Raw genomic sequence first — 26,950 nt, 5'->3', positions numbered from 1 at the left:
GGCAACGCCGTCGCCATCGACCATGGCGGCAACCTCTTCACGCTCTACGGGCATAACAGCGAGCTGGTGGTCAATGCGGGCGACAATGTGCGGCAGGGGCAGATCATCGCCTATGCTGGCTCGACGGGGCGATCGACCGGCCCGCATTGCCATTTCGAGGTGCTGCCGAATGGCTACTGGGGCGATCCCGTCGATCCTGGGCTTTACGTCCCTGGGCTCATGGATCTCGAGCGGGAGCAGGGAGGCGGCACGAGCGGCGGTGCGCCGCCGCAGGACGCACACGGCAAGCATAAGGATTGGACTGTTGCGATGGACTTTGCCAAGCCGATCCGCGACGCCACGGAGATGCTGACGGCGGTCATCACCAAGGCGCTGGGGCTGCTGAAGTCGTATGTCGCATGGGTGTTCTTCCTCCTTGTCACCATCGACCTTGCACTCGGCGCGATGAAGAAGTCGATGCTCGGCACGGACGAAGACCGCGAGGGGCTTTTCCGCTGGATGGTGCGGCGCGTCCTCTTCTACGCGATGTGCCTCGTCCTGCTCTTCGGCTGGGGCGACTTTGTCGGCAACCTCTCGCTGCATGGATTCCCTGCGCTCGGCGCGCTCGCAGGCGGCGACACCTATGCGCAGACGGCAGAGGCGGCCGTCTCTGACCCGACGAAAGTCGTGCAGAAGGGCATGAACCTCGTCGCGCCGCTCATCAACGAGGCAATGAGCGCGCACGGCCTGCTCGACATGCTCTTCAAGGGACCGATCCTCATCATCTGCCTCGTCGCGGGGCTCGTCCTCTTCTTCCTCTTCTGCCTCATCGGCTACCAGATCGCGATGGCGTACATCGAGTTCTACCTGACCATCCTCTTCTCCTTCACCTCCTTCACCTTCGCCGGGCTGAAGCAGGTGCGCCAGTATGCGTCGAACGGGCTGAACAGCGTCTTCGCCGTCTCGCTGAACCTCATGTTCTTCTGCCTGTTCGCCGTCATGCTCCAGACCACGATGGAAAACATGGTCGTGGATAGCTTCATCTCGACGCATACCGTGCAGGCAGGAAGCAGGGAAGAGCTGCCCAAGGGCATGATCGGCGACAAGGGGGCAGGCGCGACCGTCGACATATCGGGCAAGCCGCACGCCGACATTGCCTACCTCGTCCATGACATACTGAAGAGCCAGTACGGCAAGGAGCTTCGCGTGGACTGGATCTATGCACAGCTCGTGCACGAGTCGGCAAACTTCACGAGCTACATCTCACGGAACTACCACAACCATGCCGGCATGGGGTATGACGGGCACGGCGACTATACGCGCTATGGAAGCGACGAGGAATTTGCCCGCGACTACGCCCTCACCTTGTCCAGATACGACGTGGACGGGCTGTTCGAGGCGCAGACACTTGAGGAGTACGCCGCCGCCTTGAAGCACGGCGGGTACTTCGGTGCGCCGCTGGCAGAGTACATCCACGGGCTGAACGCCGCGCTAAATGGCGGCGCGTTCTCCAGCCAGTCGGTGCTCAACCTCATCCTGCTCCTGAAGTTCATCCTCGTCGTCCTGATGTATATGTTCTTCGCCGACCGCGTCAGCAAATTCGTCCTAACCCAGTTCGGCACGTCGGGATTCCGCCTGTCCAGGGAAGGATAGCGCAGGTGTCCAAATCGGACACCTGACGAAGAAAAGGCAAATATTCAACTTTGATAGATTCCAAGGAAATATTCAGGTGTCCAAGTTGGACACCTGAATATAAAAGGGAAAGATTCATTTTTTGAAAGGAGAATCACCATGGAATGCACGAAAAAGCCCCTCCCGAAATGGGGCAAGGCACTCATCGTCGCAAGCGTGGCAGGCGGCGTCCTCCTAGGCGGATTCCGCTTCGGCATGGCGCACATCGTGCCAGGATGGGACGAGCCATTTGACCCGCCGGACTATTACAGCCCGACGAGCATATCATGGGCAGACACGGAAAACCCGTCCTTCTTCTACCGTGACCTCGGCTGGCAAGGCGGGCAGGTCTACGATCTGACGCGCGACATCAAGAGCACCTTGTTCGGCGACAACTTCGTGAACATCCTCGCGCAGATTGCTGAAAAGCTCGGCATTGACGTCATCAACCACCAGCCATGGGACGAGCACGAGATGCGCGAGATCGGCGACATCCTGAAGCAGAAGGAAAAAGAGAAGGAAGACATCTACATCCTGCACGCCGCGAACGACATCACGGAAAGCCCGCTCTTCCATCGCTACGGCGAGAGCAACCTGGACGCCGAGCTGCCGCGCGACAAGGCAAAGCAACGCACCCAGATCGCCCTTGCGGCGACCGACTACGCCACCGCCGCGAAAACCGCGATAGAGGGGAGCAGGGCGACAGGCGAGGCCGTGAGCCGCCTCCTCGATGCGGCAGCAAATGCGCAGGGCGAGATGGAGCTGCGGCAGATCAAGGAGCAGCTCGAGGCACTGAATGCGGCAGAGCAGCAGCAGACCACCGCGCTCATCGGCGCACGCATCCAGCTAAGGGCGTCGCAGCAGCGCGAGGCGCTTGACGAGGAGCTTGCCCACGAGGCGCGCGTGGATGCGGCAAAGGTGCAGGTCAGCGACCCCTTCGACACGGAAGCCGTCGAAGCAGCAGGTTTTGAGCGCCCCGCGCCGCAAGGCTTCGTCCCGTTCGAGTGAGTTGTTGTTCCCTTCGGAAATGGAAGAATGTGAACATGCGTTCTCGTGGGCAGAGGGGGGCTAGTCGAAAAAAGCAAGGATTCGATTACTTTAGTTAAATAAAGAAATCGTCAGGTGTCCAATTTGGACACCTGAATTTTTTGCGCTTTTATTCATTTTATTTTCTACAAAAAGTTGGAAAAGTGTGCAGTTTTAAAAAACTGCAAGCCTCTATACTGGAAGAAAGAAGAGCAAAGGAGGCAGATCCCATGTCCATGGTTCAGTTTGAGACGGTCACGCCGCATACGCTTGTGGCGGAGCAGGAAGGGCTGATGCGCGAGCTTCGATTCAATCGGACGCGCTTCATCGACTTCCTCGGCACGATGGCACAGCACTACAAGCAGCCACTTGACCGCCAGATCCATATTTTCTTTCACGCGCCCTATGGCGGCACTGCCTATGCGGATGTGCAGCTTTGGTGGAGGCTCGGCAAATGCCTTATCCCAAATCCGGAGCATCGGGTCAGGGGCGTCCCTACGCTGGGCGCGGATGGCAAGACGATCGACTATCTCTATGACATTTCGCAGACTATGCCGATCAAGGGCCATGCGCCCGCCAAGCTGACGTGGCAGTTCGATCCCGTCAAGGACCGCGATGCGCTCACGCAGATTGCCCCAGAGGGGAGCACGACGCCGCAGGAGGGAATCATCGCTGCCTGCGCGCAGCTTGCAAAGGAGCAAGGCGCGCCGCAGCAGGATCTTGTCGCGCTCGGCGCGGCGTATGTCGTGCTTTCGCGCCTCGGGATGGATGCGGAAGACGAGGTGGGGCTTCCGCTGCTCATGGCGGAGTATCAGGATGTGGACGCCGAAGTCCTGCTGCATGAGATCCATCAGGCGGCGTCGGCTGTGCTGGAGCCCATCGCAAAAGCGGTGCGGGAACGAGAGAGGAGCGAGGAATATGTTCACCGAGAAGGAAGTCCGGATTTTGCAGACGGAGCTGCAACAGGGCGAGCAGGCACTCAGCGAAGAGGAGAGGCAGCTCCTGCCGGAGCTCATCGACCGCCTCTACAAGACCGAGACGGCGTACTGGGAGGACGAGCTGACGCCGCAAGAGAGCGCGCAGTGGGAAGCGCTGAAACAGGAGATCGACGCCCAGAACGAGCGCGAGGAGGAGCGGCTGGAAGCGCTGACGGAGAAGACGACCGCGATGCAGGAGAGCCCGTTCATCGAGGGGGAGTGGGCAAAGATCCGGAGGAGCTTCCTCCAGTGGTACGAGCCGATGGAATGGGTGCGCCTCGTGAAGAGCAGGGAGGCGAGCCCTTACCTGAAGCGGATCGAGCAGACGTATCAGAGCCGCTTCCGGCAGATGTACGCGCAGGAGGAGCAGCGGAAGATAGCGGGCAAGAGCCTGACCTTCTTGGAGGCAGCGCAGGAAGCGAGCCAGATCAAGGCGAGCATCCGCGAGATTCTGACCGACGAGCTGAGCCACTGATCGATCTTTCCACGATAGACTACGAGGCGGACATGGCGACGACGCGCGGCAAGCGTGCGGTCTTCCAGCGCAACCTCACGGCGATCCGCGTCCTGAAGGCAATCGAGAGCGAGGGGCGCGAGGCGACGCAGGAAGAGCAGAAGCTCCTTCAGTCATACAGCGGATTCGGAGGATTTTCCGAGGCGTTCGACCCGCAGAGCAAGTCGTGGGCGAGCGAATACGATGCCCTGCGCCAATACCTGAGCGCATCGGAGTATGCTTCGGCGCGCGCGACGGTGCTTGACGCCTACTATACGCCACCCGAAATCATCCGCGCCATTTACGACGGCTTGCAGCATCTGGGCTTTGAAGGCGGCAATATCCTGGAACCCTCTTGCGGCGCAGGCCGCTTCTTCGGCGCGATGCCGAGGGAGCTGCGCGAGAAGAGCCATCTCTACGGCGTGGAGCTTGATGCCCTGTCCGCTCGCATTGCGGCGAAGGCGTACCCCGATGCGGACATTGCCCAGCAGGGATTCGAGACGACGCGCTTTGCGGACGGATCGTTCGACCTTGCGATCGGAAACGTGCCATTTGGCAATACGACGGTCTCGGCTGACATGAAGTACCTGAAGGACAATCTGCTCATACACGATTACTTCCTGACGAAGATGCTAGACGAGGTGCGCCCCGGTGGCATGGTCTGCGCGATTACGTCCGCCGGCACGCTCGACAAGGAGAATCCGCGCCTGCGCGAAGCACTGGCAAAGAAAGCGGAGCTCGTCACGGCGATACGTCTGCCGGAGACGGCGTTCCAGGGCGCAGGGACGTCCGTCGTCTCGGACATCCTCGTGTTCCGCAAGAAAGGCGGCAGGGAGAATCCGCTGGACGTGGCTGCTGCGCGGCGTCCGGTGCAGTATTATCTATGGCGGAACGCGCCCAAGACGCACTTTATTGGCGATACGTACCTAGGTGAGGCGTATCCCATCAACGAGATCTATACGCGCGACCCGTCCGGAATCTACGACGAACCGCTCGGCGTCGTCCTCGGCAAATTCGCCCTGCGCAGCGGCCCGTTTGGCAAGGAGCTTACGGTACGCCCGAAAGAAGGCATGGACTTAGCCGAGGGGATTCGCCGTGCGTTCGAGCCGTTTTCTGCGGGCAGCATTTGGCGCGAAGGCGAGACCGAGCTTGCCCTTCCCATGCAGGCGAAGGAACGAGCGCAGCGCGCGATGGGCTTTTTCGTCGAAGAGGGGGCGCTCTGCTTCGTCGGCTCGGATGGCGTGGTGGCGCAGCCGGATTTCGATGACAAGAAGACGCAGCGCGTCCTCTCCGCCGTCCACCTGCGCGATGCCGGCCATGACGTGCTCACCGCGCAGGAGCAGGGCTGCTCGGACGAGGAGCTGCGCCGCGCGCAGAAGCGCCTTTCGGCTCTCTACGCGAGCCATGTCAAGCAATACGGACGCCTGGCGGACGACAAGACGCTCGAGGGTTTGTTCTCAGTCGATCCCGGCTATACCTTCATCCGCGCATTCGAGATCAAGGACGAGCGAGGGAAGTTCAAGGAAACGGCTGCCATCTTCACTGAACGGACGATCGTGCCGGACATCGTTCCCGACCATGCCGACACGCCGGAAGATGCGCTCGTGATTTCCATGCAGCAGAAAGGATGCGTCGATCTTTCCTATATGGCAGAGCTGACAGGGAGCACCGTCCGCGAGCTAACGGATGCGCTCGAATACAAGCAGCTCTACTTCGACGAGGAGACCAAGGCATACATCCAATCGGACGAGTACCTTTCCGGCGACATCCGGGAAAAAATCGAAAAGCTCGACGCCCTTGCTGAGACGCTCCATGCCAAGCGGGAAGCACAAGAGATCGATCTGGAAACCTGCGCGGCGCGGCTTGCGCGCATCGGGAAAAACCGTGCCGCGCTCTCGGCTGTCCTGCCGAAAGATCTTGCGATCGGGGAGATTTCCGTCGGGCTCGGAACGCCGTGGCTGCGCCCTGCGCTCATCGAGGAATTTGTGCGTGATACGCTGTCCTTGCCCTACTATGAGCGGTTTGCGGCCGTGCGGTTCTCGCCGGAAGCGAACACATGGCGGATTGAGAAGAAGGGCAGGCAGTACGGGACAGCGGCAGAGGAGCAATTCGCGGCAGGCGGCAAGTCTGCCTACGAGCTCATCGAGCTTTGCCTGAACCAGAAGAATGCGGAGGTGCGCGTCCCATCCGAGCGCGATCCGGAGGTGCACGTCGTCGATCCGGAGCTCACCATCGAGGCGCAGATGAAGCAGCAGGAGATCCGCGCCGCCTTCGACAAATGGCTGCGCGCCGACGCAGGGCGCGTCCAAGAAGTGACGGACTACTACAACCGCCATTTCAACAACACGCGGCTGCGCGAGTACGACGGCTCGAAGCTCACCTTTCCAGGCATGACGAACACCATCCGCCTGAAGCCGCATCAAAAGGACGCCGTCGCGCACAGCCTCTTCGGGGGCAACACGCTTTTTGCGCATTGCGTCGGCGCGGGCAAGACCTTCGAGATGGTCGCCTCCATCATGGAGGCAAAGCGGCTCGGCCTCTCGCACAAGGCGCTCATGGTCGTGCCGAACCATCTTGTCGAGCAGACCGGCGAGGAGTTCCAGCGGCTTTACCCCCGCGCGAAGATCCTCGTCGCGCGCAAAAAGGACTTCGAGAAGCAGAACCGGCAGGAATTCGTTTCCCGCATTGCGACGCAGAACTGGGATGCCGTCATCATGGGCGCGTCGCAGTTCGGCAAGGTCAAGCTGTCCAAGGAGCGGGAGACGGCGATGCGCCTCGTCGCGATACAGGAGCTGGAGGAATCCCTCTACCGCATGCGCGGGCAGGCGACGCGGAAACAGGATTTTTCTGTCCGTGCAATCGAGACCTTGATCCGCAAGCAGCGCGAGAAGCTGAGAAAGCTCCAAGAGCTCAATCAAAAGGACAGCGACGAGACGATTTCCTTTGAAGAGCTCGGCGTGGACAAGCTCGTCATCGACGAGGCGCATGCGTTCAAGAATCTTGCCGTCACGACGAGCCATAGCCGCGTGGCAGGCATCGGCACGACGGACCATGTGCAAAAGTCCTGGGATCTCTACATGAAGACGCAGTACCTGAATGAGCTTACAGGGGAGCGGGGACTTATCTTTGCGACAGGGACGCCGATCTCCAACTCCATGACGGAGCTCTACACGATGCAGCGCTACCTTTCGCCGAAGCGTTTAGAGGCGCTCGGACTGGAGCATTTCGACGCGTGGGCAGCGAGCTTCGGCGAGATCACCGTCGGGATGGAGCTGCGCCCGGAGGGCAAGGGCTACCAGCTGAAGGAGCGCTTTTCCCGCTTCCATAACCTGCCGGAGCTGATGAACCTCTTCAAGGAATTTGCGGATGTACGGACGGCCGATATGCTCGCGGGCGAGCTTCCCGTGCCAAAGGCAGAAATCATCGTCGATCAGGCGCCTGCCTCGCCCAATCAGAAAAGGCAGATGGAGGAAATCGAGGAACGCGCCGATTGCATCCGGAAAAAGCGGCCGCAAAGCATCCGGAAAGCAGACGGGACGCTGACCGAGGACAGCTTCCTGCTCATCACGAACGCCGGGCGCAAGCTCGCCCTCGACTCGCGCCTGCTCGATGAATCCCAGCTAGATCTGCCAGGCAGCAAGGTGAACCGCTGCGTGAAGAACGTGCTTTCGGTCTATACGGAGAGCCGCGATCGCCGCAGTGCGCAGGTCATTTTCTGCGACGATTCCACCTCGACCGGGAAGGGGAAGGGAAAATTCAACCTTTATGACGACATCCGAGGAAAACTCATCGCCGCAGGCGTGCCAAAGGAGGAGATTGCCGTCGTGCAGGAGGTCAAGGAAAAGGACAAGCAAAAACTGTTCGACCGCGTGCGCGCGGGCGAGGTGCGCGTCCTTCTCGGCTCGACCAGCACGCTTGGCGGCGGCACGAACATACAGGACAAGCTCATCGCGCAGCATGACCTCTCCGTTCCATGGCGTCCGGCCGACCTTGAGCAGCGCATGGGGCGCATCATTCGCCCTGGCAACGAGAACAAGGAGGTCAAGATCTATCGCTACGTCACGGAAGGCACGTTCGATGCCTATCTTTGGCAGACCGTGGAGACGAAGCAACGCTACATCGCGCAGGCCATCACCTCGAAGAATCCCGTCCGCTCCATGCAGGATGCCGATGAAGTCGTCCTGAGCTATGCAGAGATCAAGGCCATCGCGACGGGCAATCCCTTCATCAAGGAGAAGATGGAGCTTGAGAACGACCTGACCCGTCTTCAGATTGCCCACTCCGAATACGACACCAAGCAGCAATACTTCCGGAAACTCATCGAAATCGACGGGCCAAAGCGCATGGAATTGTATGAGAAAAAACTCGCTGCGCTCCTGGAGGACAAGCTGCGACTGGCAGGCGAAAAGCCGGAGGACGCGGCCGCCTTTTCCATGACGATCAACGACGTGCTTTGCACCGATCCCATCAAGGCAGGCGAACTCCTCGGCGAAGCGGCAAAGGGAGGCTACACGGCGATGAAGAACTTCACGGGGGCGTACAAGGGGATGCCCCTCACGCTCCTGCTCGACCGCGAGACCATGCAGCCCGTCCTCACCGTGCGCGGCAAGACCATGCACCGCGTCGTCCTATCGGATAAGCCTGGCATCACGATGAAGCGGCTTTCCATGATGGGGCAGGAGACCATCGACCGCATCAAGGAGGTGCAGGAAGAGCGCGACAAGATGGCGGCAAACATCGCAGACGCCAAGGAAAAGGTGAAGCAGCCCTTCCCATATGCCGAGGAAGAGGCGAAGAAGAAGGCTCGCCTCATCGCAATCCATAGCGCCATGACGAAGAGCACGCAGGCGAGCAGGGAAGAAGTCGCGCTCCAGCCCCCGCGCAGCGAGGCAGCGATTCCCGCCCCACAGCCCGCCATGGCAAGATGAAAGGAGAATGCAGTATGTTTCTATTGGAAGCACAAGACGTGCACACGGATCGCGATCCGCTGGCGGAAGTCGTCACGCAGCAGGAGATTGAAGCAGAACATGGGCGCGACTGGACGAAAAGCCCATTCCTGTTCAAGGTGGACGAGTGCCCCGACTTCGGCACGGTGGAATTCGACTGGGACGCGCAGAAATGGATCCCGCGCGTAGAGGGAGGCGAGCCGCATGCCTAAAGGCGCAAAGAAGATGGACATTTACGAAAAGACGACCGAGCATATCGTATCGCTCATGCAGGAGGGAAAACTCCCCTGGCAGCAGGCATGGGACAGTGAGGCAGGCACGGCGCTCGTCATGCCGGTGAACGGAAAGACCAACCATCACTACAATGCCTTCAACAGCTTCCTGCTCAGCGCCGTCATGCGCGAGAAGGAGAGCGCCGACCCGCGCTTCTTCACGATGGCATCCTTGCAGGAGCAGAACCGGATCTTTGCCGCGCGCGTCGCGAGGCTGAGGCAGGAAGGCAAGCCCGTCCGACCGGAACTTCAATGGGAGTATCGCGTCAAAAAGGGGAGCACGGCCGTTCCAATCATACAGAAGTGGCATGTCGAGCGCGACAAGAACAAGCGCCCCCTCCCGGAGGCGGAACAATACTGGGCGAGGCGCATCACACCCGTATTCCATGCCTCTGACTGTATTCGGCGCGAATACGAGTACGACAAGGACGGCAACCGCAAGCTGGGCGAAGATGGAAAGCCCCTCTATACGGATCACCCGCTCAAGGAATATGTGCCGAAGGCGCCCGTCTATACACATGAGGAGCAGTATGAGATTGCCGAGGCAATCCTAGCGGCAAGCGGCGCGGTCATCCGCCATGACCAAGCGGATGGCGCGTTCTTCCTGCCGGTCAAGGACGAGATCCACCTGCCACCGAAGGAGGCGTTCCCGAACCTCGGCGGGTACTATGCGACAGCGCTCCATGAGCTCGCGCATTGGACGGGGCATGAGAGCCGCATGAACCGCGAGCTGAGCACCGACAAAACATCGCCTTCCTATGCCCGCGAGGAGCTGCGCGCCGAGCTGGCCTCGACCTTCTTGTCGCTCGATCTCGGGATTCCGCTTAGCACTGCGAACCATGCAGCCTATCTCCAGTCGTGGATTCAAGACCTCAAAGACGACAAGATGGTGATCTTCAAGGCGGCAACGGACGCGAGAAAGATTGCCGACTACATCAAGGGATTCGCGCCGGAAGCCTTTCGCATCGATGCGCGTCCCATCCCGGCAGAGGAGGGCGTGCTCCCAAAGGAAGCGGATAAGACGCCGGAAACGCCAGCAGAAGCGCATAAAGAAGAGGCGGAGGAAAAGGCGCCAGAGGAAACCGCCGCTTTGCCGCAGGAAAAATCGGAAGAAGCGCCAGAGGAAAAACCAGCGAAAGAGACGCCTGCCATATCGGCAGAAGAGCTGTCATCCCTGCCGGTTCCCGTCACGGATGACCGCGTGCTCGCCCTCCCGCCGGAAGCACAAGTCAATATGACGGGGCGCTTCTACAAATATTATCCGACGCATCCCGTGACGCTGAACTCCATCCCGACCGAAAATCTTTACCTCGTCGATAGCACGGACAAGGGAGGGAAATACGGCGCCGCCTACTACGAAAAGCAGCTCTCCGCGAGCCAAGCGGCAGAGCATGGCCTTACGCCGGACTACCATTACTTTGCAAACAAGGCGGTCAAAGCCATCATCTACTATCGGAAGGACAGCGCCGTGCAGGATGCGAAGAAGCCTTTGCAACTGAATCGGGACTACACGAAGGTGGCAGAGGCGAACTACCTGCGCGAGGGCACGACGATGGCAAGCATCTATGCGCAGTTCCGCCTGCATCCACCGCAAGGGCAGCGTTCCATACAAGCAGGCGACCTCATCGAGGCAGACAGCTATATCTGCCGCGCAGAGGAAAACGGCTTTGCCTTGCAGCAGCTCCACAAGTACCGCAGAGACTTCACCCTGCTGCCGCTCCCGCCGAAAGACCTAGATCAGCGTCTGAATGCAGCGGTTGACAGCGTCGGCGCGGAGACCTTTCAGACCTATCTCGACAAGCTCCAGCAAAACTTTTACCTTGCAGGGCAGAGCGAGGAAACCCTGGAACATCATCCCGGTGCCTTCCATGAGACCGACGACAAGGCCGAGGGCGAGCGGATCGCCATGCAGATTGCCTATGCGAAGGACTTCCGCGAGCGCGCCTTTTCCGAGGGGCTTTCCACCTACACACCGTCCGATCAGAAAGGCTGGCACGATGCCGACTTGCAATTTGCCGTGGAGGAGCTAGGCGAAAGCCTTCGGCGCGGCGAGAAAGAAGATGCGGCACAGAAGCGCATCGGCGCCGCCATCCAGCGCAACAGCCCCTACGCCGCCGTGTCGCAGAATCGATTCTATGGCGCAAACCTAGCCGTGGAAGCGCTTCGCAGCCCTGCCATACAGGAGATAAAGGCAAAACAAAACGCCCCACGGCCGCAGCAGCGTGAGGCCGCCGTGGCGCAGGGCGTGAGGTGATAAAAAGGAGGAATACAAAATAGAAGCGGAAGCATTTGCACAACAAATTGAACATTGGGCGCGAAATCCAACGAATTACAATCGTCCGATTCGCGTTATGCAAACGCCGCCGGTCTTAGAGTTGGTGGGAGCAAAACCCTTACCGATATATATTGATCCATCAAAACTTAGGCGTATTGCACGAGACCATCCAGAGATTTCATCTAATATCTTAAAAAAACTTCCTGAAGCATTACGCGCTCCGATGATGATTTTTCAGTCCAGCACACATGCAGACCGCATTGTTGTCGCATTGACGCTAAAAGATGAGAGTGGAGTGGAAATTATCGTCCCATTCACACTTGACAAGCAAAAAGAGTGGATGCAAGCCAATATCATTACATCGGTCTATGGAAAAGGCAGTGATGGACACCCTAAGTATCAATGGTACATCAATCAAATCAAGGATGGGAGGTTGCTTTATATAAACAAAGAAAAAGCCGCTCAGTTTCTCACATCCGCCGGGGTCCAATTCCCCATGGAAGAGCAAACGAGCAGCTTCATTACCCATAGTATAAAGACATATGAAGATCTTGTCAAGCTGCAAGAGGAAAAAAAGGAGGAACTGAAAATGGCAGAAGAAATGAATCGCATACACGAAAATCAAACATCCGAAAAGATCGGAGAAGTCCTTTCCAACCCACCTATGCCGGAAGACGACTTCATGGCCGCCTATTACAAGGAAATCGCAGACAGCATTGTGGAGGCAGAGCCGCCTATGCCGGAGGAGGTCGCCGATGGCCTCTGGAAGAGCGCGGCAAACCTGCGCCAGAGCATGGATGAATTCGAGGAGGCAGAGGAAAAATGCGGCCCGAACATTGAGACCTGGGAGAACTATGCGCCGCAGCATCAGGAAATCCTCGCGCACATCGAGAAGGCAGGCGAGGCGTACCGCGAGGACAAAAGCCACGAAGAGCGCACGCAGGCGGTCGAAACCGCACGGGGCACGATGGAGAGCAGCAAGGCGTTCTTTGAAGCCGAGCGCGAAAAGCTCATCGAGCGCGAGAAGGCGTATCAGGAGCAGATTGCCGCGATGCAAAAGGAGATTGAGACGCTGAAAAAAGAAACGCAGCAGATGTCGCCGGAAGCCATGGCGAAATGCCTTGCCACGGCGATGCAGTTCATGCAGGAGGTCGAGAAGACGCGAGCTGCCGCAGTGGATCAGCCGCGCGTCGTTTCTTCCGAGCTTTTCGCGAGCACGCGAAAAGCCGTGAAGGACGCCTATTTCTCCGTGAAACTTGCGCCCAGCAAGATCAAGGGATTTTTGCGCAAAAAGGCGCATCAGGCGGTTGACGGCATCCTGCATCAGACGGCGGGCGTCTTCAACAAGGGAATCGAATCCCTCTCCAAGAAGCGCGATGCCGTCCTTCGGAAATCGCATGAGATGCAGTCGGCGGACGCCTTTTACCGTGAGGCGGTCCAGGCCGTCATGGCAGAGGACAAGGAAGACCAGCATAGCTATCTGACGGATCTTCATGCCGCACAGAAAATGGCACAGGCGGGATTTGGCGAATATGCCATCAAGAAGACGCTGCTGAAAGAGTCGCCGCGTCGCCGTGAGATGGAAGAAGGGCAAGCCGCAGGCATCGCAAAGGAAGTCCTATCGCAAAAGCAGCAGGAGAAGCAAAATGCCAAGCAGAATGCAGGGGACGCACGCTGATGCGGCCTAGCGCACATGGGAAGACGCTTCGATGATCTCGTCCTGCTCCATCACGGAAAGGAGCTTCCAATTCTCGTCCATGCGCTCGTCCTTGTCTTTCGCGATGAGCGAAGCGTACGCTGGATGCAGCAGGGCATCGCCGATTTCCTGCGCCGCCTTGACGCAGGACGGCGCACCGCCTTGCCCGCGCACAGGAATCGGCTTGCAGCGCGTTTGGGCTCTGCCACGCACGATCTGCCGATCCACCGCATCGATTCTATCGTCTGCCAGCTTGCTGCTTTCGTAAGAGGCCGCAAGCTCGGCAGACAATTTTTTTGCGCGCAGTACGGCAGGGCGATTCTTCTTCAAGATGCCATACGCGATTTGCTGGATGCGCTTTTCGGCCGCTCCCGTATTTCTGCGTGCTTCGATTTCCTCGCGCACGGATTGGATCGCTGCGCGTTCTTTTTCCAGTGCCTCGGCTTTTTCCAGGAGGGCAGCACGGCGACAGCGGAGTTGCTGCTGCTCGTCCTCGTATTCGCGCTTCGCATTTCCGAAGACGGAAAAGATGCCAGGCGCGTCTTTTTTCGCAAAGGACGCTTCATCCGCTTCGAGTTTCTGCTTGTCGCGCTTCCAGTAGTCTTCCGCCTTTTTGAGTTTTCGCTCGCGCTCGCGCAATGCTTTTATGCCGCCGTGTTCAAAAATGTTTTCCGCGATTTGGATGATGCGCTCATAGGAGAGCACTTGCGCCTTTGCCTCTTCCACGTCTTGATAGAGCTGTGATTGGCGTATGGCGTGCCGTTTTTTCGCATAGCTCAGCACCTGCCTGACCTGATGCATCGTCAAGGCGAGATCGGCCTTGAAGTCGTTTTCTTCCTGTTGGAGGAGCAGCGTGTTCTGTGCCTGCTTCACTTTGGCATGGAAGGCATCGAGCTTTTCTGCGTAAGCATCGAGGCCGTTTTGGAATCGTATCTTCGTAAATTTGTTTTGGAACATATAGTGATTGATGCGGTACTGGAGCTGCTTGTGTATGCCGCGCCCGGAAAGTTTGTTGAGGTGGGGCTGGACTTTCCGCGCGGCCGCTTCGTACGCCTTCGACAACCGCTGCATCGTTTCATACGCCGCAATATTGAGCTCGGTCGCGGCGAGCTGCTCGTCCTCGGTCATCTCGAAGCTGATGTGGATCTCGCTGTAAATCCGCTTTGCCTCGTGCATCGCTTTTCGGAGCGTCGTCATTTCCTCCCATGCCTCGCGTCCTTTTTCGTCCATGAGGTCGAGACGCGCCTGTTCCAGCGCACGGTGTCCCCACACGACAAGCGGCGCAAGGGCATTGATTTCCTTGCGCATGGCATCGAGGTCGGATTTGATTTTCGTTAGTTCCTCACGATGGGCAGGCGGAAGCGCGGCGAGATCTTCACGCTGCACAGCTTCATACTTTTCCTGCGTGGAGGCGAGGAGTTCCTCCGCTTCCTGCTCTTCTTCGGCGTCACGCGAAAGCGCGCGCCGCATGATGCGGTCGAGCCGCTGGTCGTTGAAGCGGCGGAGCTGCTTCTGCTCGCGCACGATGTCATCGTCACGGACAATCGAGGTGGGGGAGACCGGGGCTTCGGGCAGGCGGTCAAGGATTTCCGCCAGCGTGTCATCGCCGCGCGCGCTCGCCTCAAGCATCTGCGCCATGAGGCAGCGGTGACTGACGCGGACGGGCACGCCGTATTTTTCAAGCACGTCGTTCTGGATGCGTGCATAGTCCTCGCGCATTTCAAGGAGATACTTGTTGCGCGACTTGCCGCGCCAACGATCCGGCTTCACGCATCCGCCTTCTGCGGGATTCTGTTTGTTCGCGCGATGAAAGAAAAGCTCTGCCGGCCGTTCGTGCTCGCGTTCTGCCTCATCAATCTCGCGCGTCGAGAACATGAGGTGAACATGCGGATGCCGTTCGCCTTCGGACATCGAGCCGATTTTTTCATGGATTGCCCATGCGTAGTAGTGGTTTTCCATGTGGTGCGCGAGGAACGTGTCCAGGATTTCGCGCTGCTGCTCGAGGTTCAGCTCGTTCGGCAGCGAGAAAATGATTTCCTTGTACCGCTCGCCGTTCGCCCGCTCGAACCGATCCGCTGCATGGAAAAAGCGCAGCGGGGAATCCTTCGCCCACTGCGGAAGGTGATGCCCCGTTGCCTTGACGCCGCCGCGCATCGAAAAAGCCGCCTCGCGGTTGATGTACTGAAGATGCGCAAAGGCGAAATCATTTTCCACTTGCTTTTGCAAATTGGCAAGAATGGAATCCGCGGCTTTCGTTGCCTCGCGCCTTCTCACGTCAGAAAGAGCCCATCGCACAGCAAGACAGGCATCACGCCGTCCTCGCTCATCGTGGAGCTTACCGTCTTCATCAGGCCGCAGAAACAGAGAACGGCGTCGCCTTTTGTCAGCCACATTCCCGACGGGCAGGTCGCGCAGGCGCAGTCCGAGTCGAGCAAGGTCTTCAACTGATTCTGCGGCAGGGCGAGCAGCGTCCGGCTCGAAACCACATCCGATGGCGTCGGCTGCTCCACCTGCACCGAGGAATCGCCCTCTGGCACTTCGGCCAATGCCTTGGTTTCCGTTTCGGTTTCCGAATCGGGATTCGTCTCCGCTTCCATCCCGCCGTCCAGCACAAATAGCTGATCCTTCAGCGAGGGCTCGCTGTCCTTCAATCTCTTCACGCTCCTTTTTCCCTTTTTCATTTCGCAGCTCCATCTGAATGTCTGCGAAGTGCACGCCGAGCTCGAGGTCACGGCTGATGCCGAGCACGTCGCGCTCAAATCGTGCATCGCCCTGCACGTCCAGCTCGTCGCCGAAGATTTTCTGCGCGACGAGGAGCGCGATGGCTTCCGTCTCCACGGATGCGCGGTCGCTGACATGGACGCCTTTTGCGTCGAGCTTGATCTTCCCGAATGGGCTGTTGTAGAGAAGGACGGGCTGCTTTGGCAGGGAGAGGATGGGGAAGCGTCCCGTAAAATAATTCGCGTAACTCTTTACGCCCTGACTCATCATATCCCGTTGGTCAATGTTCCGATATTTTCCCGCGCGGTTGACATACGAAAGATGCTCCGCAGCGGAAACGCGTATCCCGCTCGGCTTCTTGTCCGTCTTCAGGCGAAAATGATAGCAGGCCATGCTCGCACCTCCCGTCGTTTTGCCGAAATCGATTTCGGCACGTTCTCCCGTTTTTCAAAACCGAAGGTTCAAGGAGCGAAGGCGACTGGCAGATTTTTATTTCTTAACGCTCGATGAAAATCGTCGTTTTCATCAACATGCGCGATCTGTGCCTTCCCCCGCGTTTCTCGCTTTAGCGAGAAACGCCTAAGTGCACCTCGAACCCCGTTTCTTGCTCAAATCGTACCATTTTGAAGGGGATTCAGCAAGTGCCAATATTGTCACTTGAATGTAACGCGGTTCTATGCGAAACTTTTTTCAAGGCAGTGCGCACGATTATGCTCGCAGGCCGATTCGCTCGATGCACGATTTTTGACGGGAGGGATTTTTTTGTCGGAGGGAAAAAAGCAAGTGGATGCAGAAACAGTCCTCGCAAAATTCGATCAGCAGCTTGAAAAATTTTCGGCGCAGCTCGAACATGCGGAAAAAGAAGCAGAGCGCATCAAAGGAAAAATCAAGAAGCTCAAGGAAACGATAGCGGCGATCCATGCAAAACGGAATGCCGTCATCGGGGAGCAAATCTTTGCGCTCGGCTATGACAATGCGAAGGATTTGAATCGGCTCTATGAAATGGCGAAGCAGGAAAAAGAGGAGAAGCAGATGGAAGAACCACGGGAGGAGGGCATGATTCCATGAGGCTGTTCCTTGCGGAAAAGCCGAGCCTCGGACGTGCGATTGCGCAGGGGCTTGGCGGCGGCGTGGAAATGGATGGCTGCATCCGAACGAAAAACGGCGTCGTGACATGGTGCTTCGGTCATATCCTGAAACAATATGAGCCGGAGGATTATGATGCGAAATATGGAAAGTGGCGGATGGAAGATTTGCCTATTGTGCCGTCCGTATGGAAGATGAAAGTCAAGCAAGATGCCAAAAAGCAATACGGACGGATTCGGGAATTGGTGAAGGAGGCGGATGAGATCGTCCATGCAGGTGACCCGGATCGGGAGGGGCAGCTTCTTGTCGATGAGGTGCTGAACGATCTCGGCGTCCTGAAGAAAAAGCCGGTTCAACGGATTCTTTTGAATGCGCTGGATGAAAAATCCGTCAAGGAAGCCTTGCATCACTTGCAGCCAAACGACAAATTCATCGGGATGCGAAACTCGGCTCTCGCACGCTCGCGCGCGGACTGGCTCATCGGCATGAACCTTTCCCGCATCTATACGATTCTCGCGCGCATGGCAGGCTACGATAATAGTGTCAGCGTCGGACGCGTCCAAACGCCGACGATGGGGCTTGTCATTCGGCGAGAACTTGCTATCCGAAATTTTCGTCCCGTGCAGTTTTTCACGCCGCAGATTTTTCTGAGGCATCCGAATGGAAACTTTTCGGCAAAGTGGAAACCGCACGAGGGGGAGGGCGTCGATTCGGATGGACGGATTCTTTCAAAAGACTATGCGGAGAAGATTTTGCGCAAAGCGCAAGACGGAGTGGCAAGGATTGAAACCGTGGAGCAGAAAAAAGGAATCGCCCAACAACGACTGCCGTATTCCTTGTCTGCCTTGCAGATTGACGCGGGGAAAAAGTTTGGCTACTCTCCGCAGGATGTGCTCGACACACAGCAAGCTCTCTACGAGAAGAAACTTGCCAGCTATCCGCGTTCGGATTGCGACTATCTGCCGGAGAACCAGCTCGGCGACAAGGATGCAATCTTGGAAATGCTTTCCTCGTTGGAGGCATCGTTCTCCGATTTTGCCAAACGTGCCGATGGAGCAATCCGCAGCCGGGCATGGAACGACAAAAAGATTTCCGCGCATCATGCAATCATTCCGACGCGCGTCAAGCCGAACTTCTCGGAATTAAGTGATAGGGAGAAAAATCTCTATACGCTGATTGCCAAAGCCTATGTCGCACAATTTTTCCCTGCGCAGGAATTTCTGACGACACATATTTCCGTTTCTGCCGGAGGCGAGATATTTTCCGCAAGCGGAAAGGTCATTCTTGCGCAGGGGTGGAAAGCGCTTTATACAGAGCAGGAAGAAAGCGAGGGAGAGGAAAAAGAGGAGGAACAGAAACTTCCATCGGTCAATCAAGGCGATTCGGTCGCGATTGCGGATGGCCAGATTCTCGAAGGCGTGACAAAACCGCCGGCACGATTCACGCCGGCCACGCTCTTGAAGGCGATGAAGGAAATCCATAAATATGTGCTCGACAAAGAACTTGCTTCTTCGCTGAAGGAGTGCTCCGGCATCGGGACGGAGGCGACGCGAGCGGGCATCATCGAAACGATTGAGCGACGTGGCTTCATCAAGCGGCAGGGAAAGAACTTCGTTCCGGATGAGCTCGGCATATCGCTTTGCAGGATTCTCCCCGAAACCTTGCTCTATCCAGATATTACAGCGCGCTGGGAAGACGCACTCGACAAAATCGGGAATGGTGCGATGAGCCTTTCTGACTTTTCAGCGCAACAGGAGAAATTCTTGGATGCTCTTTTGCGTGGCGCGAAGGAAACAAAGATTGCGCCGCCAGCAAATATCGTGCGATGCCCGAACTGCCAATCGCCTATGCGCAGGCGAAAAGGCAAGACCGGATATTTTTGGGGCTGCACGGGCTATCCGAACTGCAAGACGACCGCCCCGGACAATCGAGGCAAGCCAGATCTGCGCAAAGCGAAAAAAATGTAACATCAGATTTGCTCTCTATAATAAAGAAAGAAGGATAAATGCCATGAATCGTATCACGCTTAGCGGAAATGCAGCAACCAATCCCGATCCGCGCTACACGGGAACAGGGAAACTCGTCGTTCATTTCGCTGTCGCTGTTCAAAAGGGATTCAAACGGGACGAGAGCGGAAACTACCCGGTCAACTTCTTTGATGTGGAAGCATGGGGAGTGACCGCTGAAATCTGCAATGACCGACTGCTGAAAGGCGATCGCATCCTGATAGACGGACATTTGGACACGGATCTGTATGAACAGAATGGGGAAAGGAAGAAGCGGACAAAAATCATTGCAGACCGCATCGAGTATTTCCAAAACCGGAAGAACAGGCAGAAGGAATCTTCGGAGGAAACGGATGATGTGTATGTATCCGACAACGACCGCATGGAAGCAGAAGCGGATATGAAAAACAAGGCACCATCTGTGACGGAATCCAATCCACCTTATGACGGAACCGCAGCCGGTGTGCCTGACAGTGAGATTCCATTCTGATTACGATGGCAAAACAAAGGACGCCTTGAACATAAAGCCTATGTTCAGAGTGTCCTTCCATACCAAAAAGACGGAAGCCCGCTAAGGCATCCGTCTTTTCTCTTCGGGGAAATTCCTGTATACTGTAATTGCTCAAAGAACAGAGAAAGGAGTCCCCTATGGCTATTGATTTTATCATGTTTCTTTTTGAACTTCCAGCCTCTTGCCGAAAATTTATTGAAAAAGGAGTCCTGCAATTCACACTGCCACGTAAGATCCAATATTGCCCGCATTGTGGTGCGTCGCATACGATTGTGCACGGGTATCGTATGCAGCGTCTGAGAGGTCTAGCAGTAAGCGACATGACCTGCATTTACAAAAGCAGACGCTACTTGTGCCAAGAATGCGGAAAGACCTTTATGGAAGAAAGGACGTTCATCAAACCCTATCAACGGATGCCAAATAGCGTGATTGATGCAATCGTGCAGGAACACGGTGCTCTTGTCACGGAGGAGCATATTGCGCATCGGCATGGCGTGTCTGTGCCGACAGTCATGCGCCATTTTGCTAGAGCGATGGAAACAGCAGAGAAAAAGGCCGATCGATCTACGCTGCCACGTATTCTGTCCATGGATGAATTTCGCGGCAATGTTGGCGCAAAGTACCAAGTCGTCATGAATGACCTTGAGAAAAAGCAATGCTGCGCAATCCTAAAGGATCGCTCGAAAGAAGCCCTCTACGATGCAGTCCTATCCTACTCGCAGGAGATGCGAGAATCGGTTTGTCTTGTCAGCATGGATCTATCGTCCTTCTTCCGCAAGATAGTGGAAGAACATTTCCCGAATGCGATTATCGCAGCGGACAAATTCCATGCCGTCCGATTGGCCAATGATGCCTTGAACGAAATTCGGGTTGACGTACAGGAAAAATTGGATTCGGAGCAGCGCAGGGATTTCAAGAATGCTAAAAAAATCCTGCTCGCTCGCAAGAACACCTTGAAAGAAGCCTCTCTTTCGAAACTGAAGGGTATGCTTAACGTCTCGGATGATTTGTCTCATGCATACCAACTCAAAGAAGAATACTTTGCGTTGTTCTCCAGCAAGGATCATGCATCTTACAAGCGACGCTTGCAAGATTTCGCGGAGCATGTAGCAAAGTTTGGGTTAAAGGAATTCAAGCGTGTGCTTCGCACAACGTATCAGTGGCAGGAAGAAATTTGGACGGGCATCCAAACTGGATACAACAACGGGTTCACAGAAGGGTGCAATAATACCATTAAGACCTTGAAACGAATCAGTTATGGTTTTCGCAATATTAAAAACTTCAGAAGAAGAATACTTTTTGTACTCAATAACCCTGAGCGTCAAGCGCGGCGAACAAAAAAATCTAAAAAAGTTTCCCACAACATTTGACAAAGAGCCGTCCGCGCGGCATATTTTTCAAATGGGACGTCTTGTGCTATAATGTATTTCGTACGTTTTTGCAGGACTTTTATTTTATTTTTTATCTGCAGGGAGGTTTTTCGATGAAAGATCCAAAACGCGCATTCGTCTTCTTTAACTGTGACGAAAAGAAGAGCCGCCAGTCGATGAACATTTTCTTCAACACGGAGATCTATCGCGATCTCAAAGTGGCACGCAAGGCGCTGCTCGCAAAAGTCGAGGATGAGCTTGCGGCAGGCCGCGTCCAGGTCGCAGACGGAGACATGGCAAAAGTGGAGGCCGCCATTCTCTCAGGCGATCCGACAGAAGCGACCGCGTACATCCAGTATGGCGCGATCGAGGCGCTCCACCTCAACTGATGGAATCCGCATCCTGCCCGCGATTGGAATCCCCAAAGGAGCGGGCAAACAAAAAGAATCCCTCCTGCTGCAGAATGAGATCTTGCAGGAGGGATTCTTTTTGTTCGGGGAGCACACCGGGATTCTTGCCTTCAGGCCTGAAGATTCGGCTGTTCGGACTTGCCGAACAGTTCCCTGCCGCAGTGCTTGACGACGAGGATCGCGAGAATCATGAGCGCGACCGCGAGGATGAGCTGGATGCCGTCAATCATGAAGACGAACGTGCCTGCTGAAAGCTTGCCTGCAATGCCGTAGACGGAGAGCACAAGAGCGGACATCGTGACGATGAACATGAAGGTCATCGGCACGTAGAGCATCCAGCCCTTGCGCCCCGTCGTGCGGAGAAAGACGGCGAGCGAGATGAGGACGAGCGCCGAGAGGAGCTGGTTCGCTGCGCCGAAGAGCGGCCAAATGTTCATGTAGCCCGCAAGGCAGAGGAGATATGAGAAGACGAGCGTCAGAATCGTCGAGACGTACTTGTTCATCGCGAGCGCCTGCATGCCGGAGACCCGCTCGCCCTCACTCGGCGAAAAGAGCTCCTGGAACGACATGCGGCCGATGCGCGCCACGGAATCGATCGTCGTCATGCCGAGCGCGGAGACGCACATCGTGATAACGCACGCCGAAACGCCTGCCGGCAGGCCGAACATCTGGAAGAACGAGCTGATCGAACCCGCGAAGATCTGAAACGGCGTCCCGGCGGGCAGTGCGCCGTTCGATGCCGCTGCGCAGGCGATGACGAGTGCGACGACGCCGAGCATGCACTCGACGAGCATTGCCCCGTACCCGACGGGGAGCATATCGCTCTCGCTCGCGATCGCCTTCGAGCTCGTGCCCGACGAGACGAGGCTGTGGAAGCCCGAGACCGCGCCGCAGGCGATTGTGATGAAGAGGATCGGAAAGAGCGACTTGCCATCGACGGTGAAGCCGACGAAAGCCGGCATGTTAATCGTCGGCGCGGCGACGACGACGCCGACGACGCCGCCCGCGACCATGCCGAGGAGCAGGAACGCGCTGAGGTAGTCGCGCGGCTCCATCAAGAGCCACATCGGCAGGATCGAAGCGATGAAGCAATACGCGAAGACGACGTAGCGCCATGCCTGTGCATCAAAGAAGAGCGGATACTGCATGCCGACGGCGAACATCGCGATGACGAGGACGACGGCGATGAGGAATTTCCGGACGCCCGACGGCTTGCATTTCGAGATGTAGACGCCAAAGCCCATCGCGACGAAGATGTAGAGCATCGAGATCGTCGCCGCCTGTGCGCCCGGCACATTCTGCGTGCCGTCCTTCAGGAAGCCGTTGAACGTGTTCGCGATGATGTCGGCAAACGCCGCGATGACGAGCAGCGTAAAGAGCCAGCAGAAGAGCAGGAACATGCGGCGTCCCGTCTTGCCGACGTACGTCTCGATGAGCATGCCCATCGACTTGCCCTTGTTCTTGACGGAGGCGTAGAGTGCGGCAAAATCCTGCACCGCGCCGAAGAAAACGCCGCCAACGAGGATCCAGAGGAGAGCCGGCGCCCAGCCGAACATCGCTGCGATGATCGGTCCGGTCACGGGGCCGGCGCCCGTGATCGAGGAAAACTGGTGCGAGAACACCGTGAAGCGCGAGGCGGGCGAGAAATCCTGTCCATCCTCAAACGCGACGGCAGGCGTCTTCGCCGCGGGGTCGATCCCCCACGTCCGCACGAGCCAGCGTCCATAGAGGAAGTAAGCACAAGCGAAAACGACGAGCGCCATTCCGACGATTACGAGTCCGTTCACAATCGGTTCCTTCTTTCTTCCCAATCATAGTTCCAATATAATTCCATTCACCGTAGATACATATACGTCAACCATAGATAAGCGTCGTAAATCTTATGAAATGCGTCCACATGAATGGGAAAAAGATTAGTTGTATCGTACCACGATGCCATGGGACTGTCAACATGTAATGCACAAAAATCCCCGTCCTCTCGGCAAGCGCACTTCGTTTGGCCGAACCAATCGGACGGGGAAAATGAGCTGGATTTTTATTCGTCCACCCGGCGGATATTTGCGCCGAGGCTCACGAGCTTTTCCACGAGGTTATCGTAGCCTCGGTCGATGTGGTGAATGTAGCCGACCTGTGTCTCGCCGTCGGCGACGAGTCCCGCGAGCACCATTGCCGCGCCCGCGCGAAGGTCGGTCGCCTTGACCTGGCAGCCCGAAAGGCGATCCGTGCCCGTGACGTACGACGTCCTGCCGTCAACGCGGATATTCGCACCCATGCGCTTGAGCTCGTCGACGTGCATGAAGCGGTTTTCGAAAACGGTCTCCGTGACCGTGCCCATGCCTTCCGATACCGCCATCATCGCCATGAACTGGGCCTGCATGTCGGTCGGAAAGCCGGGATACGGCATCGTCTTGATGTCGATGCTCTTGAGCCTGTGGTCGCAGGTGACGCGGATGCCCTCCGTGTCCTCTTCGAGTGTCGCGCCCGCTTCCTTGAGCTTCGCGATGATCGGCTTCAGATGCTCGCTGATCGCGTTTTCGATGTAGACATCCCCGCGCGTCATCGCAGCGGCGACCATGTAGGTGCCCGCCTCAATGCGGTCGGGGATGATCGTGTAGCCGCGTCCCGTGAGCTTCGGCACGCCGTCGATCTTGATGACGTTCGTGCCCGCGCCGCGTATGCGCGCGCCCATGACATTGAGGTAGTTCGCGAGATCGACGATCTCCGGCTCCTGTGCGGGGTTCTCGAGGACGGTCTGCCCGTCTGCCATCGCCGCCGCCATGATGATGTTCTCCGTCGCGCCGACACTGGGGAAATCGAGGTATATCTTGGCGCCCTTGAGCCCGTCGGGAGCCGCCGCCTCGATGAAGCCATGCCCGATCTTGATCGATGCGCCGAGCGCCTCAAACCCTTTCAGATGGAGGTCGATCGGACGCATGCCGATCGCGCAGCCGCCCGGCAACGAGATCTTCGCCTGTCCGCAGCGTGCGAGGAGCGGTCCCATGATGAGAAAGGACGCGCGCATCCTGCGTACGAGGTCATAAGGTGCCTCGCATCTGCCGATGACGGTACCGTCGACGAAAAGCTGATTGGTTCCCGCGCAAAACTCGGCCTTGACGCCGAGTTCCCGCAAGACGGCCGTGATCGTATGCACGTCTTCGAGGCTCGGCACTTCATCGAGCACGCTCGGCGAGTCCTGTCCCAAAAGCGTCGCGGCGATGATGGGCAGCACAGCATTTTTTGCCCCGCTGATGCGGACGCGTCCCGACAGGCGATTGCCCCCGCCTATAACCAACTTTTCCATGAAGTCTCTTTTCCCCCCAAAGGATGCGATCTGCCACTCCGTCGAACCGTGTCGTACTTTCTTAGTCTACCATTAATCATGGAATTCGCGCAAGGGTTGGTTTACTTTTTCTCGATTTGAAGCGTTGCGTGAATGACATTGTCGATGATGTAGTTCGTCTCGAATTTCGTCTCACCCGGCTTTTCCTTCTTCTTTCCAGAACCGAGGAGCGAGATCTTTTTCGCATGTGCCTGCGCGTTTGCCTCTGCCGCGCGAAGCGCTGCGCGCTTCTGCCGCGCCGTGAGATCCTTGCGCTGCGCGCTCGGCATGACGGTAATGACGTTGTTGGGGCTCGACTCGGAAAGCGCTGCGAGCCGCTCCTGCGTCGAACGGTTCGACGTCTCTTCCGCAAGGGACTCGGCATCCGTCGGCGAGAGGAGAAGGAGCTGCGGCGCAGCGGGCGAAAAAGCGCCGCCGCGCAGGTCGAGGTGCATCGCACCGGGCTTCTGCGTCTCGGGCACCTTGTACGGGATGACGATCGTCTCCTTTTCCTTGCGGTACGGCTTGATCGTCGTCGTGAGATTGACCGTCTCGCCGGGCTTTACGGACAGCTTGTCCGGCGCAGCGGAAACGAGCGATGCCGTCTTGCGGTCGCCGTCCATCTCGACGTCGACCTTGACATCGACGATGTCCGACTCCTTCTCGGTGTTCGCGCTAATGATATCCATCGCTTGGATGAGCTCGCCGACGGCGATCTGCCCGACGTCTGCCGTGCTGTAGTACATATTGCTGCGCTCAAACATGCCGCTCTTCACCGCGTTCGTGCGAATCGCGAAGTGAAGCTTTGCCGTCGCGCTGCCGAGCGTGTTGCTCGTCTTGTTCATCGCGGCGTAGGCGACGCTGCCGACGAGCTTGGAGAGGAGATCCTCATCGTAGGCGATGCGCGTGCCGTAGCTCTCGCTCGCGCCGAGTGTCTTGTCCGCAACGTGGACGCGCACGGGAACGACGGACGGGAACTCCCCGAGGATGCCCGCAACGCCCGTCTCGCGGTCCTGATTGATGCGTCCGATGATATGCCCGACGCTCGCGACCTTCATGCCGTTCGATACGCCGCTGATCGTGCCGACGACGTTCGCGTCCGTCATGAAGTAGCTCACATTGCCGCGGTGGAGAAACGGATGTCCGAACGCGAGAACGCGCTTGCCGTCGACCGCCGTGACCGTGCCCGTCGCGCCGACCGCGAAATCGCCGTAGGCAACGGCGACGCCGACCGGGCTGCCGGGCTGGAGATTGGCATTGTAGATGGCCTGCGACTGGAGAACCGCCGACGGCGTCCCCATCGGCACGCAGCGAATCTCAGCCATCGGCAGGCGCTTCTGCAGGAAGTCCATGCCCGCGCGGCCGAAGCCCGCGAGGTAGAGCACGGATTTCGCCTCGCCCTTCTGCGGCTTGTCCCCTGCCTTTGCCGGTTCCTCTGCTGTGGCAGATCCCTCCGCCTTCGCCGGCTCTTTCGCTTTTACAGGCTCTTTTGCTTTTGCAGGTGCTTCCGCTGTTCCCGTTCCTGTTCCCGTTCCTGTTCCCGTTTCCGTTTCCGTTTCGGATTCCCTTCCCTTGGCCGTTTCCCCGGCTTTTGCAGGCGCTTCCGTTTGCGCGGATTCCTTTGCTGCCCCTTCCGCTTTGGCCGGTTCCTCTGCCTGCGGCTTATCCGTCTCTCCGGTGCCTTTTTCTGCCGCTTTTTCTGCTGCCTTCCGCGCATCCTCGCGCTCTTTCTGATAGTGCTTGAGGCTCAGCGACGGAAGGCGCGTCTTGTCCTTCGTGTCCGGCATCTGCCAGAGCGTCATCATATCCTCGATCGGCGTGATGAAGAAGGTGTACGGCGTCATGTCCTTGATGCCAGCAGCGACCGCGCCGACGAGATTGCCGTCCACGTAGACAGGACTGCCGCTCATGCCCTGCAGGATGCCGCCCGTCTGCTCGATGACAGGTCCCGTCGCGCGCGCCATGATCATGCGTGAGCCTCCCTTGCCGTCATCGATCGGGCCGACGATATCGACGTCAAAATTGCGAATCTCGCCGCTGCTGTCCACGACGGTATACGCCTTGCCCATCATGCCTTCCTCGACGGAACCAAATGGCAGGATGGGATCCATCGCGTGTGCCGGAACAGCCGATGCGATGAGCGTTGCCGCAAGCACGCCCGCAGCAAGCGGACGTTTCCATAATGTATGCAA

The 26,950-nt window shown here is 57.5% G+C and carries 17 protein-coding genes and 2 pseudogenes; 14 read left to right on the top strand and 5 right to left on the bottom strand.

The annotated features are described in order from the left end of the window. The 3 genes and pseudogenes from HMPREF1985_RS11830 to HMPREF1985_RS10845 form a co-directional block, all read left to right on the top strand. A pseudogene (locus HMPREF1985_RS11830) lies at positions 1–198 on the top strand (M23 family metallopeptidase); the annotation flags it as partial. A gap of 21 nt (positions 199–219) precedes the next feature. After that, complete coding sequence (locus HMPREF1985_RS11185) at positions 220–1,632, top strand: type IV secretion system protein (RefSeq protein WP_369758566.1); 1,413 nt, start codon at positions 220–222, stop codon at positions 1,630–1,632. Between the two features lie 138 nt (positions 1,633–1,770). Beyond that, positions 1,771–2,658 (top strand): hypothetical protein, encoded by an 888-nt coding sequence (locus HMPREF1985_RS10845; protein WP_021772042.1) that lies wholly within the window; start codon positions 1,771–1,773, stop codon positions 2,656–2,658. A 164-nt stretch (positions 2,659–2,822) separates the two neighbouring features. Here HMPREF1985_RS10845 and HMPREF1985_RS11475 read toward each other — a convergent pair whose 3' ends face one another. Then, complete coding sequence (locus tag HMPREF1985_RS11475) at positions 2,823–3,602, bottom strand: hypothetical protein (RefSeq protein ID WP_196805371.1); 780 nt, start codon at positions 3,600–3,602, stop codon at positions 2,823–2,825. Here HMPREF1985_RS11475 and HMPREF1985_RS11470 point away from each other — a divergent pair. The 6 genes and pseudogenes from HMPREF1985_RS11470 to HMPREF1985_RS10835 all read left to right on the top strand — a co-directional run bounded on the left by HMPREF1985_RS11470 (position 3,595) and on the right by HMPREF1985_RS10835 (position 13,317). After that, on the top strand, positions 3,595–4,128 hold the full coding sequence (locus tag HMPREF1985_RS11470) for a TnpV protein (protein ID WP_021772040.1): 534 nt from the start codon (positions 3,595–3,597) through the stop codon (positions 4,126–4,128). The two genes, HMPREF1985_RS11475 and HMPREF1985_RS11470, sit on opposite strands and share 8 nt — an antisense overlap. A 32-nt stretch (positions 4,129–4,160) precedes the next feature. Next, entirely contained in the window at positions 4,161–9,074 is a 4,914-nt protein-coding gene (locus HMPREF1985_RS07815) for an N-6 DNA methylase (protein WP_021772039.1), read from the top strand. Between the two features lie 14 nt (positions 9,075–9,088). Beyond that, the gene (locus HMPREF1985_RS07810; protein WP_040637437.1) at positions 9,089–9,304 is read left to right on the top strand and encodes a hypothetical protein; all 216 of its coding nucleotides are present in this window, start codon (positions 9,089–9,091) and stop codon (positions 9,302–9,304) included. After that, positions 9,297–11,618: a zincin-like metallopeptidase domain-containing protein gene (locus tag HMPREF1985_RS10840; RefSeq protein WP_021772037.1), complete on the top strand. Its 2,322-nt coding sequence runs from the start codon at positions 9,297–9,299 to the stop codon at positions 11,616–11,618. The genes HMPREF1985_RS07810 and HMPREF1985_RS10840 overlap by 8 nt, the downstream gene beginning before the upstream one ends. Positions 11,619–11,715: 97 nt before the next feature. After that, positions 11,716–12,090: pseudogene (locus HMPREF1985_RS11825) on the top strand (hypothetical protein); the annotation flags it as partial. 138 nt (positions 12,091–12,228) lie between these two features. After that, positions 12,229–13,317: a hypothetical protein gene (locus tag HMPREF1985_RS10835; protein WP_155943538.1), complete on the top strand. Its 1,089-nt coding sequence runs from the start codon at positions 12,229–12,231 to the stop codon at positions 13,315–13,317. 6 nt (positions 13,318–13,323) lie between these two features. Here HMPREF1985_RS10835 and HMPREF1985_RS10830 read toward each other — a convergent pair whose 3' ends face one another. Then, complete coding sequence (locus HMPREF1985_RS10830) at positions 13,324–16,449, bottom strand: MobA/MobL family protein (RefSeq protein ID WP_051349085.1); 3,126 nt, start codon at positions 16,447–16,449, stop codon at positions 13,324–13,326. 369 nt (positions 16,450–16,818) lie between these two features. Between HMPREF1985_RS10830 and HMPREF1985_RS07790 the strand changes: the two genes are divergently transcribed. From HMPREF1985_RS07790 to HMPREF1985_RS07770, 5 genes are all read left to right on the top strand, one after another. Further along, positions 16,819–17,124, top strand: a complete 306-nt coding sequence (locus HMPREF1985_RS07790) for a hypothetical protein (protein ID WP_040637436.1) — start codon at positions 16,819–16,821, stop codon at positions 17,122–17,124. Next, positions 17,121–19,109, top strand: a complete 1,989-nt coding sequence (locus HMPREF1985_RS07785) for a DNA topoisomerase III (RefSeq protein ID WP_021772031.1) — start codon at positions 17,121–17,123, stop codon at positions 19,107–19,109. The genes HMPREF1985_RS07790 and HMPREF1985_RS07785 overlap by 4 nt, the downstream gene beginning before the upstream one ends. Positions 19,110–19,152: 43 nt before the next feature. Further along, positions 19,153–19,638, top strand: a complete 486-nt coding sequence (locus tag HMPREF1985_RS10825) for a single-stranded DNA-binding protein (protein ID WP_021772030.1) — start codon at positions 19,153–19,155, stop codon at positions 19,636–19,638. A gap of 158 nt (positions 19,639–19,796) precedes the next feature. Further along, on the top strand, positions 19,797–21,029 hold the full coding sequence (locus HMPREF1985_RS10820; RefSeq protein WP_021772029.1) for an ISL3 family transposase: 1,233 nt from the start codon (positions 19,797–19,799) through the stop codon (positions 21,027–21,029). Positions 21,030–21,142: 113 nt separating this feature from the next. After that, positions 21,143–21,418 carry a hypothetical protein gene (locus tag HMPREF1985_RS07770; protein WP_040637464.1) on the top strand — a complete coding sequence of 92 codons (276 nt, stop codon included), beginning with the start codon at positions 21,143–21,145 and terminating at the stop codon, positions 21,416–21,418. Between the two features lie 131 nt (positions 21,419–21,549). Here HMPREF1985_RS07770 and HMPREF1985_RS07765 read toward each other — a convergent pair whose 3' ends face one another. The 3 genes from HMPREF1985_RS07765 to HMPREF1985_RS07755 form a co-directional block, all read right to left on the bottom strand. Continuing rightward, positions 21,550–23,226, bottom strand: a complete 1,677-nt coding sequence (locus HMPREF1985_RS07765; RefSeq protein WP_040637435.1) for a carbon starvation CstA family protein — start codon at positions 23,224–23,226, stop codon at positions 21,550–21,552. Positions 23,227–23,474: 248 nt separating this feature from the next. Beyond that, positions 23,475–24,740 carry a UDP-N-acetylglucosamine 1-carboxyvinyltransferase gene (gene murA / locus HMPREF1985_RS07760; protein WP_021772025.1) on the bottom strand — a complete coding sequence of 422 codons (1,266 nt, stop codon included), beginning with the start codon at positions 24,738–24,740 and terminating at the stop codon, positions 23,475–23,477. A gap of 101 nt (positions 24,741–24,841) precedes the next feature. Further along, a complete protein-coding gene (locus HMPREF1985_RS07755; RefSeq protein ID WP_040637434.1) occupies positions 24,842–26,950 on the bottom strand; it encodes a SpoIVB peptidase S55 domain-containing protein in 2,109 nt (702 codons plus the stop codon).

The organism is Mitsuokella sp. oral taxon 131 str. W9106 (assembly GCF_000469545.1).
GTDB lineage: Bacteria > Bacillota > Negativicutes > Selenomonadales > Selenomonadaceae > AWVT01.
The sequence above is the reverse complement of the archived record's forward strand: the minus strand, read 5'-3'. Positions and strand labels throughout refer to the sequence as shown.